The sequence below is a fragment of the Variovorax sp. J31P207 genome (genome assembly GCF_030316965.1).
Taxonomy (GTDB): Bacteria; Pseudomonadota; Gammaproteobacteria; order Burkholderiales; family Burkholderiaceae_C; genus Variovorax; species Variovorax ginsengisoli_B.
On the sequence record NZ_JASZYN010000010.1, the window covers coordinates 100981 to 112594 of the forward strand.

An 11614-nucleotide genomic window follows, 5' to 3' on the forward strand; every position below is an offset into this window, starting at 1 on the left:
ACCGACACACTTGGCCGCTTCATCCGATGGTGTGCCGGGCAGGGCAGTAGCTCAGAGTTGGGCGTGGTTCAGATGCGGCATGGAATGGCGTACCAAGGAGTCGCCGACTTAATGAAATTCTCAAAGAAGCGCAGCTTTCTTCTGATCGCAATTCCGTTGTCCTCTTTTGGCCGGAGTGACCGCTCAAGCGAAAAATGCGGGCTGCTTCGAATGACAAGGCCTTCTTGAAGGGAACCGACGCTTACGCTTCCTCCAACAAATCTCTCGGGCAGACGCCATGCTGATTCGACTTATCCGGATCTGCGTCCCTCTTCAGCAAAAAGGCCAACAATCGCCGAATCAGGGCTATGCTCCCATCGCTGCCCGCCACAAAGTCGTATTACCCTGGTTGTCGATAGCGTCGACATCGGCCCCGCTATCCAACAACAGATTCGCAATGCCTTTGTCGCCGGTGAGGGCGGAAAAATCCAACGCCGTGAATCCAGACCCGTCTTTGGCGTTGACATCGCAGCCAATCTTGCCGAACTTTTCCAAAAGTCCTATTTGCTTGAGATCTCCCTTTTATAGCAGAGGGCAAAGGAGTTCGTCATCGAATTTGGTCATGTACCTCTCCACGTCGCCGTCGTTCGCCCTACGCGCGACAGTCGACCTTTCTGTCAGCCCCACAAGCGGGCGACATGCCAATTGGGCCACAACCGCGGCTTGCTGACCAAAAGACCAATCTGAGATCTGGTGGGATGCATCTGCCGACCATCCGAAAGGCACTGGGTCTCCGAGTTGGGCTGTAGGGCAACTTGACGCTCCGCACGGCCTTTCGGAGATGACGGCTGACTAGCCAGAAGCCTCAAATTCAGATTGGTCTGATGGTCAGCAAGCCGTCCGCGTGGCCCAATTCACGGGTCGCCATCCCAGTTGCGCGAGGATGGCGACATTCGCCAACGTCAGCTAAAGAACTGCTTGATCCGGACGCGTCTCATTTAACACAGACCCGTGGCGCGGTTGTCAGTTGAACCGCTTCAGGTGAAGCACGAGCACAAGGTGCCGGCGTGTGCTTACAGGGGCGGCACGATTTGACAGATGCCAGACCCCCTCCTCCACATCAATGACCCCTCATCAATCTTCATTTCGACCACGAATGCTTGCCGGTGTTTGGCTGGGCCTCGGGCTGGCACTTAGCCTTCCGCCCTCGGCAGTCCTCGCTACAGAAAGCCCGCTTCCCATCGCGACTGCCAGCGGAACGATTGGCAAGCTGCAGTTGAGCGACGCTCCGACCTCCCTGTTCGACGGGCGCCTTAACGTGCACCTGCCGGCGCCAGGCGAATCAGGAAAGCTGACGCTTCGCTGCAATACCTGCAAGCCCCAGGAACCGACGAACGGGAAGATCACCCATGTCGTCGTGGAAACCTCGAACGAACGCCTGACGATGGATGCCTCGAAATCCTATCGGTTGACCGGAGGACGCTTCATACAATCCGTGCACGAAGATCTCGCGGCATCCTGGGATGCCAAGACCGTCGCGGAGGCCTATCCTGAGCCGTTCCGCGTGCCTTCGCCGCTTTCGGCGATTGCGGTGGAATTCTCCCCGCTGGACGCCGAAGATCAGGCGGATCGCAAGGTCAAGGGGCGGTATCTTCTCTTGCTCTACATACTCGCTCCGGACGACACGGTCCACAAGCTGTCGTTCTCGGCAAATCGGGAAGCCCTGAAAGATGACGCCGGTGTCGCCGGGCTCGCAAGGAAGATCGCCGCCAGCGTGACCGCTGGCCAAGTGCCCTCGTCAAAGGACAAGCCTTCGACGCCCGGCTTCGCGTCCGCGGGCCCCTGGAAGAAGATGGACCTGCTCGAAGGGCGGCTTCAGATCAGCGCACCGTCGGCTGTCAGGTACGACAGCGCTCCCACTGGCCGCGGCATCATGGGTGCGCCGGAGTTCCCACGGGCGGTCTTCCATCGTCTCGCGTTGGAAGCGGAGGGCGACCTTCACCTGACGGTGGCGGTTGCGGAGAGATTCCGCACCTCGGAGTCCCTTGCAGACGATCTGCAGACCCTGATGCCCAACTGGCAATTCACGTCCCTGGCCGCACGCGACGGATTGCAAATCGTCGACTCGGTTCGCGCCGGATTGCCGATGCACGCGGAAAACGATCAACGCATACGAAGCGTCTGGACCCGGCACCCCGATGGCACCGTGCAGCGGCTGGACTTCTACCTGAGCCGGGAGGCATTGAAGCACCTGGACCAGGCCAACAACATAGTTCAACGCATGGTCGAGTCCCTGCGCCCCGGTGAGCGGCGGTTGAGCATCAAATCCGACGCTTCGACCGACTACGTTTCGTATGAGGAGGGGGCCTACGATTTTTCCGTCACTCGCTTCCGCCGCGTAGTGCCGCTTCTGGCAACCGGGGGAAATATGCTCATCTATCGCGGCAATCACGGACACAGCAGCGCTCCGGCATCGGCGACCGTTGTGCCCGGCGAATTGCTGGGCCAGCGCGATATTTGGAGGGTGTGGAGGGATAAGGACAAGGACAAGGACAAGGGCAAGGGCAAGGATTCGTCCCCGACGTACATGATGGAGGCGTTCGTCCAATCGCCCGCCGGCGGAAACCAGACCCACGTGCAGATCGCCGCCATCTCGGAGGAAGAGCGGGACGCCTTCCGCCGGATTGCTGAACGGCACCTGGGAGGCGTGTCGTCCGTCCCATGATCTCCGGGGTCATCGACGCCATGCCCACGCTCGACGACATTGGGCCGGCGCCACGATGGCGCCGGCAGCAACCAGGCCGAACTTCCAAGGCCCTCGATAGAGCATCAGGAACGGCTTCGACATCCTCCCCCTCGCTGCGGGTCTCCTCATCGGCAGCGTCGGATCGAAACTACTCAACAAGAGAAGGGCGCTTGTGCATCCCCACTGAAATGAAGACTCGCCGCCGGGCCCTTGTTTGCTCCTTGCTGATGGGCCTGACCGCCCTGGGCATCCTCGGCGCCTGCAAACCCACCCCCCCTTCGCAGGAGGCATTGGCAAGCGTTGCAAGGACAAGCGGTTCGACAGACGACGCATCGTCAAGCGCCGGTGCGCGGAGCGATGCACCGGCGGCTCAAGCGGTCGGCCGCAATGCCGAGCCCAAGACGGTCGAGATCAGATTGCCTGATTCTTGTCGACCGCCACCGTCCAGAGAAGACAGCGAGCGAACCCATTTGCTCAACTTCCTGCACCGCGAATACGGGCCGCAGGCGACGTACTCCGCCAGGAGCAGGGCCGTGTAGCGCCAGCACCGCGTTCTGTTCGATCGAAAGAATTGGCGCCCCAAGCTGAGGCAGAGTGACATCGCATGCCCCAGTGTCAAGAAACTTTGGCCTGAATGACCAACCAGACCCCCCCTAAATCGGCGCCGTGCGCCCCGCGCTCGATCGGCATCGCGACCGCTTCGCTTTCGCGATCCAAGCGTACGAAAGAATCCGTTTCTTGAGGGCACCCCGACCCCAACGGTGAGTACTCCCGGCACACTTTCAGAAGAATATGAGTAACCGACGTTCGATTCACTGCTTGTGGTGGATCGCTGGCATCGTTCTGACAATCGCGTGCGTGGCGTGCAGCCGCTATGTGGAGGAGCCACTGACTCATCAACCGGAAATGCCGGAACCGACGCAAGTGAGCAACGCCCAGATCTGTCAGGAGATCGCCAACTCCTTGAGTGGCGAACCGTCCCTTGCGATGGAGGTAGCCTTCTGGCCCCAACGCCTCGTACCCGGCCTCGACGCCGGCGTAGACGCGTTTGATTCAAAGTGGGAACCAGGAGGCCGCTTCGAATGGGTGAAACTTGGGCCTGAGCTGGAGTATCTGGCCGTTCTTGACGATGGCGAGCCCAACGAATTCAGCCGCAATCGGGGTCCGGGGAACAACGGAACTGCAAACCGACTTCCGCAGGTCAAGGTCGACCCAACATGAACGATTCTCTCGCTGGCCGCGCCTCAAGAAGGCGCTGGGTCCGGCGTTTCGCAGTTGCATCGCTGGTGCTGGTGTGCGCGGCCTGTAGTCGTTCACCCGAAGAGCTCAAGACAAGCCAACAGACAGAGCTGGCGAGCCTCCAAGCAAGTGACGACCAGGTCTGCCAAGAGGTCGCCGACACCTTAAGCGGCAAGGCGTCCCGCGCGACGGAGACACCCTTCTTGCCCGCACGCCTGGTGCCCGGTCTTGACGCGGGGGGTCATTTGGACTTTGATCCGAATTCGGAGTTTGAGGACCGATTCGCTTGGGTGACGCTCGGCCCGGAGGGCGAGTATCTGGCCGTTCTCGACGACGGTGAGCCTTCCCTGCTGAGCGGCGATCCCAAGCGCCAAGCGCAACGACCACGATCGATACGGGTTGTCGATGCGCCAGGGCCCTTTCCTGGCGAGCGCCTGTTTTACGTGGGAAAGCGACCGATCGCTGTCTCGTCCGATCGCAGCGACGCGAAAGTCTGGGACTACGCTGGGGGGCGGGCCCGCCTTCTGTGTGCCTTGACCTCCGCAGGACATCGCAAGAAGTTGTTGCCCCGCGTGATGCAACAACGCAGCGCCCTCCGCGACCCGGAACTCTGCGCGCTGGCCGCCGCTGATTCACTGGCCAAGGTTTCGACCAACGAGACGTTCCGCCTGCATAGAGACGACGCCCACATGCAAGGTGTTGCGGCCACGAAGGATTGGCCAGTGTGGCGTCTGCATTATCCCGACGGAGATGAATCACTGACGCTGGCGCGCATCTCGGGACGCCGACCTGTAGATGGAGCCTCGGCGTGGTTTGTGTCACTGGACAAGCATGGGCGGGTGTTGCCGGATGAACGGAAAACAAAGGAGTGGGAGGAGGTGCCGGGGTACACCAACTTCGGATTCGATGATCTGGCAAATCCCGAGCTTTTGCAGCAAGGCAATGAGTACTTCATCGAAGCAGCGGTTAACAACGCCTTGCGTTTGTTATCTGTTTACCCCTCGGACATGTCTACATTTCCGAATGGGCTGGAAGACCTTTGTCGGTTCGAGCTGGTGCCGATCTTTCGTGCCGGGGTCTCGTCGTCGCGGGCGATTTCGAGCTCACCGCCCTTGCCCTTGAGTGATCGCCGGATGTGCGAAGAGGTGAGTAACGCTCTGACCGGCGAGCCCAGCCTGACGTCGGCGCCTTCACTTTCTCGTTTCCGCTCCTTGGTGCCTGGACTTTCGGATGAGGAGCGGACTTCGCTGCTTAGTTCTGGGGAAATCGGATACGGATACGAAATGGACCTGTTGTACGCGCTCGTACGGCTGGGGGTTGGACCAGAGCGCCTGGTGACGATGGACACTGGCGGCGTTGGCGGCCTGTGCCCGTCGGAATCCATGTCGACTGCCGAGACGGCGGACGACTTCCCCGGCAATCGCTTGTTCTTCATCGGGGGGCGACCGGTCGCAGTCAATCTCCAGAGCCGTGAGCATGCCGATGTCTGGACCTTTGACGATGGGCGCACGAAGCCGCTGTGCAGACTCGCCTTCGATGGCTTTCGCAACCGTCTTGCTCCTGCATGGACGCGCCGGCCCGGGTATGAGCCAGATCTGTGCGCGATGGCTGAACGCAATGGCTTGACCGAAGTCGCTCCCACCGGCACCTTCCGTTTGCGGAAAGAAGACGCCAGCCGTTTGTACTCCGACAACACCGGTGAGCGCCCCTTATGGCATCTGTCCGCAAGGCCCGAAGCACCCGCGCTTGACCTTGTGCAGCTGAAGGAGGACTACGGTGGTCACAAGGGTAGCTGCAGGGACGAGAAGGAGAGCAGAACCTGGCTCTTTCCGATCGAAGACGGCCGCATCGCATCCAAAGACCGGCGTCGCGAGGATTCGCCTGTGGGATTCATCGGCCTGCCACCCGCCGGCCCTGGGGATGGCGGAGTTTCCTTCGTCGCGCAATCGGGCGGCAGCCTGGACTGGGCGCGGTTGCTCAAGCGCAATGACGAATACTTCATCGAGGCAGCACCCAACGGAAGCGAGAACGCGACCGGACTCTATCGCTTGCGCGGCAATCTCCCGCGGGAAGTTTGCAGATTCAAGCGGCTTCCGAACTACCGTGTTCTCTTGTCCTCAACCGGCGAGTTGGTGCGGCCCGAGAGGCCCTGATGAGGTAGCCCCCTGATTCCCCGGCCCCGTCGCGCCTCCGGCCGCACTCTGGCGCAACCTTGCCGCTGTACACCGCGCGCTGGAGCTGATGCACCGATTCGCCCCGGTTCAGTAGCGTGTGGATCTCGCGCCGGAAGTCCTCGATGGCGATTCGCACAGGCGTCCCAGCCGCGCTCGATGGCGCTCAGCGAGACGCTCCTCACGGTGACTGCTTCGAGGCCCGCTGGGACCCTGAAGACGCGCGGCAGGTGCAGCGCAGGCGCGGACACAGGTCAAAGCCCAGCAGCTTGGCGATGGCCATCGCCGGATTCATGTCCCCATGGGTATCTACCGCCACCAGTGTTAGCTGCATGAGGTCCTCGCCGCGGTTGTTTGTCTCTACACCCTTGACGGCGTCGAGCCCGCGCTAAGCCAATGTGAATTCCGCCAGAACGTCCTTCGCTATTTCAATGAAACTTGTACGACATTCAGTACATACGAAATGCTTAGGTCGAAGCCATTGCCGTTACTCGCAGTGATCTGCAACATATGGCTCCCTAGGCTCAGATTTTCAATTTTTGCGTAGTAACCATCATCGACGGATGGCGAAAAGATTCCAGGTCGCTGACCCTTGGGGCGAACCTTCCTGCAGAAATCGACAAAGATGTTCTTTTCTGGCAATGCAGTAACAAATGGCACCGACTTAACTCTGGAAATGCTTCCAGCAGCAACGCCATCAACTGTAACCGTCTTGATCGTAATTCCGTCGATGAATCCGGCATTGTTCTTTCGCATCGTATCGACATCCAAGGTCACGCTTGAATCTTGCCCGCAGTCGCCCGGTGTATTCACTTGCACACTGTTAACGACTGGGAAAAAGAGGGTCGTGCCATGCGGAATGCTGCAGGTACGACTGGCGGCGCCACCAAACGTCCCGGCGAGAAACCAAATTGGCCCGCGCTGGCCCACCCTGCAATCGTCGCCGCTGATGTCCAGGTTGGGATTGTCTTTTTCCGGGATGGAGAGCAACCACTGCCACCACTGCGCACTCAACTCGTCAAGTGGCACAGCATCAGCCCTGCCGATAGCGGGCACAATCAACGCCGATGCGACTACGAGCGCTCGACATACATCTCTTAGCTTCTTATTCACGGTGAACTCCTGTCAGGTTGGATTGAACGACTCGACAATAAAACCGCAAGTTGGGCAATGAACACTGCCTTGGATGACCTCGCTTGGCGCTGACTGGCGGCGGAGATTAGGCCGATGCCTGACCACTGTCAATGCGTCAATTAACTGTTCCAACAAGAGGGGCGCTGTCTCTCAGAAAGAAAGTGACTCGAAGGAATTTTTATTCCGTAACTTGAGAGTGACACTGCACTGATTTGGCGCTAAAAAGAACGCAATTCGTAACTATTGAGTGATACGGGAGAAACGTACTGGCGTCCTTGCACCATTCGCTGTAATGTCAAGTGAATGACAGGTAGTTGAAACCGAAAGCGAGACCAGCATGTCGATCAAAGCTCTAGTCTCGGTCGCGTTCGTGGCACTTGCCGTAACGGTACTGCCGGCAGGAGGTGCCACCTTTCGTATGCAGCAGGACGCGCCCCGCGTGAGTACCGGCAACGCGTCGGTCGTGTCGAGCGAGCGCCCGAACGACGCCCTGATGACGACGCGTACCGAGGGTGACGCAGACTTTGGGGGGGCGGTATACACCCCATTCGCTGAGGCCGCCGCGAAGCCAGTGCGCCGAGACAACCGAATGAGCGGGGACCAGAACGCGGAGAGAGCCGACCTGACTCTCAGTACGCTCACCGTACTGGCTGCAGTCGGGGCGCTCATCTACCTGGTGCGTCGGGCTTGGTCTGCCTAGTAGTCCACCCGCGCACTGAGCAAGACAAAGTCGCGGGCAGGTTGCCTCGCCCACAACCCCGCTGGCTCCGCCAGATCGATCACGTGGGAAGTCAGTAGTCGCTCGACAGCATCTGCGCTTTTTCCGGCGCAGCGGTCCGCCCGAACCTCGTCTGATGTGGCGCTGCAGGGCTGCTGGCAGGCTGCTGGTCCGACGCGGCCCCTGAGGCCCTTCACGAGAACTCGGTCCGTCTCCCTCCGAAGCGCGCCCTTCAATTCCACGCAATGGAATGAGCCGGATGCGGCCGGTGCACCCTAGACCTAGACTGACGCGTCGAGTCAAAAGATGTTTGCACGCAGCGATGCATCCCCAAGGAGACCCCATGCCCCCCACTCCCGCCCCCTCCCGGCGTCATTTCAACGCCATGGGAGGCGCACTCGCGCTCATGGCACTTGCCCCGCGCGCCTGGGCCGACGCCTTCCCATCGAAGCCGGTCCGCATCGTCGTGCCGTTCTCGCCCGGCGGCCCGACCGACCTCATGGCGCGCGCGATCGGGAAGATCATGTCGACGCACCTGGGCCAGCCCGTGATCATCGACAACAAGCCCGGCGGTGGCGGCGTCATCGGCATGAGCGAGGTGAAACACCAACCGGCCGATGGCTACACGCTGGTGTTTCCGTCGATCCTGGCGGTCACCAATCCGGCGCTGATGCCCGGCTACCCCTTCGACACCCTGCGCGATTTCTCGCCGTTGACCGTGGTGGGTTTCGTGCCCCACGCCGTGGTGGTGCGCGCCGATTTCCCCGCGCCTGATCTGCAGGCACTGGTAGCGAGCGCGAAGGCCAGACCAGACGGTCTGTCGTACGGCTCGTCCGGCAACGGCACCTCGGCGCACCTGGGCGCGGCGCTGTTCGTGCAGCGTGCCGGCATCCGCGCAACGCACGTGCCCTACCGGGGCGCCGGCCCCGCGGTGCAGGACCTCCTGGGCGGGCAGATCCAGTTCATGTTTCTCGACATGAGCAGCGCCCTGCCGTTCATTCAGGCGGGCAAGCTGCGCGCACTCGCGGTGGCGACGGCCACGCGCTTCGACGGACTCCCCGCCGTGCGGACCGTGGCCGAGCAGGGCTATCCCGGCTTCGAGGTGCATGGCTGGTACGGCCTGCTGCTCAAGGCCGGCACGCCGGCGGCTGTGACGCAGCGCCTCTACGCCGAAGTCAAGCGCGCCCTCGACACGCAGGAAGTGCGCGATCTCTTCAAGGCCCAGGGCATCGCTCCCGGCGGCATGCCGCCCGAGCAGTTCACGACGCTCGTGCGCAACGACCTGGCGATGTGGAGGCGCACGGTCGAAGAACTTCACATCACGCTTCAATGAAAAAGGAGCGCTCTCACATGCACGTCGCCATCCCTGATGACTACCAGGACTGCGTCCGCGGCCTGGACTGCTTCTCGAAACTCGATGCCCACGAGGCGCGCATCTTCAACGACACGGTCGAGGGCACCGACGCGCTGGCCGAGCGTTTCGCCGATGCCGACGCCATCGTGCTGACGCGCGAACGCACGCGCATCGATGCGGCGCTGCTCGACCGCCTGCCCAAGCTCCGACTGATCAGCCAGACCGGCAAGCTCGCGGGCCACGTCGACCTGGCGGCCTGCACGGCGCGCGGCGTGCTCGTGGCCGAAGGCAGCGGCGCAGGGTCCGCCACCGCGGAACTGAGCTGGGCGCTCGCGCTCGCGAGCCGGCGCCATCTGGTCGACGAGGCCAACCGCATGCGCCAGGGGCTCTGGCAGGGGCACCTCGGCCAGCAACTCGGCGGACAGCGCCTGGGCGTCTGGAGCTATGGACGCATCGGTCGCCAGGTGGCCGCCTACGGCCGGGTGTTCGGCATGAAGGTCTGGGTCTGGGGCCGCGAGGCATCGACCGGCGCGGCGCGTGCCGACGGGTTCGAGGTTGCACCGTCGCGCGAAGCCTTCTTCGCCGAAAGCGACGTGATCAGCCTGCATGTGCGGCTCACCGAAGACACCCACGGACTGGTCACGGCCGACGACCTCGCCCGGATGAAGCGCACGGCGCTGCTGGTCAACACCAGCCGCGCCGAACTGGTCGCCAAGGGCGCCCTCGAGCAGGCGTTGCGCGCGGGCCGTCCCGGGTTCGCGGCGGTCGACGTCTACGAACAGGAGCCCGTCATGGCACGGGATCATCCGCTGCTCGCATTGCCCAACGTGCTGTGCACACCTCACATCGGGTACGTCGAGAAGGACAACTACGAGCGCTATTTCGGCATCGCCTTCGACAACATCAATGCGTTTGCCGAAGGGAGGCTAGTGGATGTCGTCAATCCTGAGGCGCTGGAGGCCGCGCGCCGCAGGGCCTGAGCGACACCGGACTCCAGAGCGGCTCAGGCTTTCGCAACGCCGCGCGCCCGGGGCTTCGGCTTCAGATGCCGCGCCCTTCTCTTGCGCAGCCAGATCACGATGCCGGTCACCGACAGCGTCGCCACCATCAGCCCCATCAGCGACATCAGGATACGTCCCGGCAGCCCGAGGATGCGGCCCGAGTGCAGCGGGAATTGCAGTTGCACGAAAACGTCGGCGGCAGTGCCGTGCCAGGGCCGGTTCTCGCTCAGCACCCGGCCGTCCTGGCTGTCGATGTAGAGATTGCTCAGGCCCATGCCGCCCTGGCTCGCATCGCCGCCGGGCGGAAAGAAGGACACGTTGTAGAAGCCGCCGCGCCGCTCGTGGTAGATGCCGCCGAGCGGCGTGGTCCAGCCGCGGCGCCGGGCCTCCTCACCGGCGATGCCGATCGCCTGCGCGAAATCGAGTCTGGCCGCGATGGTCTGCCCGAGCCGCGCGAACTGGCGCGTCTCGTACGGTCCGGGCGTGGTCTTCGACACCAGCGACAGCACCGGATAGAAGACCTCGCGGTACAGGTTCAGCGAGAACGAGGTGAAGGCGATGACGAGGATCGGTATCCAGACCCAGAGGCCGCCGGCGCGGTGCAGGTCGAAGTTGAGCTTGTAGCCGCCGGCGCTCCAGCGCATCAGCCAGGAAGGCTTCCAGCGCGCCCACCAGGTCGCGGGCTTGCGGTGCGGCTGAGTCGGCGGGGTCGAGCGCGGCCGCAGCCGCCGCGGCGTCGTCAGGTAGAACGCGACGAAGCTGTCGAGCAGCCAGATCAGCGCCACGCCGCCCATGATCCAGTAGCCGATGCGCTCGGTGCCCCACAGCGCGGGGATGTGCAGGCTGTAGTGCACCGTGCGCAGGAAGGGCATCAGATTCTCGCGCGACAGCGACACCGCGGTGGTGTCGCGCCGTCCCATGATCCGGCCGCTGACCGGATCGACGTGGACGTTGTTGTAGTCGAGCGCGAAGGGCCTGCCGGTGGCCGGATCGATGCGCGGCTCGACGAAGAAGCCGGCGCTGTGGCCCGGCTCGAAGTTGAGCGAGACATAGGTGACCTCGGCGCGCGCATCGGCGGCTTCGACCCGTGCCGCCAGTTCCAGCGGATCCTTGAAGGGGCCGCGGCTGTCCGTGTGGTAGAGGCTGCTGTTGAGCCATTCGTCGAGCTCGTGGTCCCACGAGGTCACCGTGCCGGTCAGGCCGGCAATGGTCAGGAAGACCGCGATCGCGAGGCCCACCCAGCGATGGACCACGGTCCAGAAAGCGCGCAGC

The 11614-nt window shown here is 62.5% G+C and carries 8 protein-coding genes and 1 pseudogene; 5 read left to right on the forward strand and 4 right to left on the reverse strand.

Annotated features, from left to right (window positions below):
• Nucleotides 1-345: 345 nt before the first annotated feature.
• A complete protein-coding gene (locus QTI68_RS28755; RefSeq protein ID WP_286526567.1) occupies nt 346-534 on the reverse strand; it encodes an ankyrin repeat domain-containing protein in 189 nt (62 codons plus the stop codon).
• Between the two features lie 601 nt (nt 535-1135).
• Here QTI68_RS28755 and QTI68_RS28760 point away from each other — a divergent pair.
• From QTI68_RS28760 to QTI68_RS28770, 3 genes are all read left to right on the forward strand, one after another.
• Nucleotides 1136-2704 (forward strand): hypothetical protein, encoded by a 1569-nt coding sequence (locus QTI68_RS28760; protein ID WP_286526569.1) that lies wholly within the window; start codon nt 1136-1138, stop codon nt 2702-2704.
• 945 nt (nt 2705-3649) lie between these two features.
• Nucleotides 3650-3946: a hypothetical protein gene (locus QTI68_RS28765; RefSeq protein ID WP_286526570.1), complete on the forward strand. Its 297-nt coding sequence runs from the start codon at nt 3650-3652 to the stop codon at nt 3944-3946.
• Nucleotides 3943-6117 (forward strand): hypothetical protein, encoded by a 2175-nt coding sequence (locus QTI68_RS28770; protein WP_286526571.1) that lies wholly within the window; start codon nt 3943-3945, stop codon nt 6115-6117. The genes QTI68_RS28765 and QTI68_RS28770 overlap by 4 nt, the downstream gene beginning before the upstream one ends.
• A gap of 28 nt (nt 6118-6145) precedes the next feature.
• Here QTI68_RS28770 and QTI68_RS28775 read toward each other — a convergent pair.
• Together QTI68_RS28775 and QTI68_RS28780 are read right to left on the reverse strand one after the other, a co-directional pair.
• A pseudogene (locus tag QTI68_RS28775) lies at nt 6146-6511 on the reverse strand (Tn3 family transposase); the annotation flags it as partial.
• 47 nt (nt 6512-6558) lie between these two features.
• Nucleotides 6559-7248 (reverse strand): hypothetical protein, encoded by a 690-nt coding sequence (locus QTI68_RS28780; RefSeq protein ID WP_286526572.1) that lies wholly within the window; start codon nt 7246-7248, stop codon nt 6559-6561.
• Nucleotides 7249-8330: 1082 nt separating this feature from the next.
• Between QTI68_RS28780 and QTI68_RS28785 the strand changes: the two genes are divergently transcribed.
• Nucleotides 8331-9320 (forward strand): Bug family tripartite tricarboxylate transporter substrate binding protein, encoded by a 990-nt coding sequence (locus tag QTI68_RS28785; protein ID WP_286526573.1) that lies wholly within the window; start codon nt 8331-8333, stop codon nt 9318-9320.
• Between the two features lie 17 nt (nt 9321-9337).
• Complete coding sequence (locus QTI68_RS28790) at nt 9338-10321, forward strand: D-2-hydroxyacid dehydrogenase family protein (RefSeq protein ID WP_286526574.1); 984 nt, start codon at nt 9338-9340, stop codon at nt 10319-10321.
• Between the two features lie 23 nt (nt 10322-10344).
• Here QTI68_RS28790 and QTI68_RS28795 read toward each other — a convergent pair whose 3' ends face one another.
• Nucleotides 10345-11613: a PepSY-associated TM helix domain-containing protein gene (locus QTI68_RS28795; protein WP_286526705.1), complete on the reverse strand. Its 1269-nt coding sequence runs from the start codon at nt 11611-11613 to the stop codon at nt 10345-10347.
• Nucleotide 11614 lies beyond the last annotated feature (1 nt).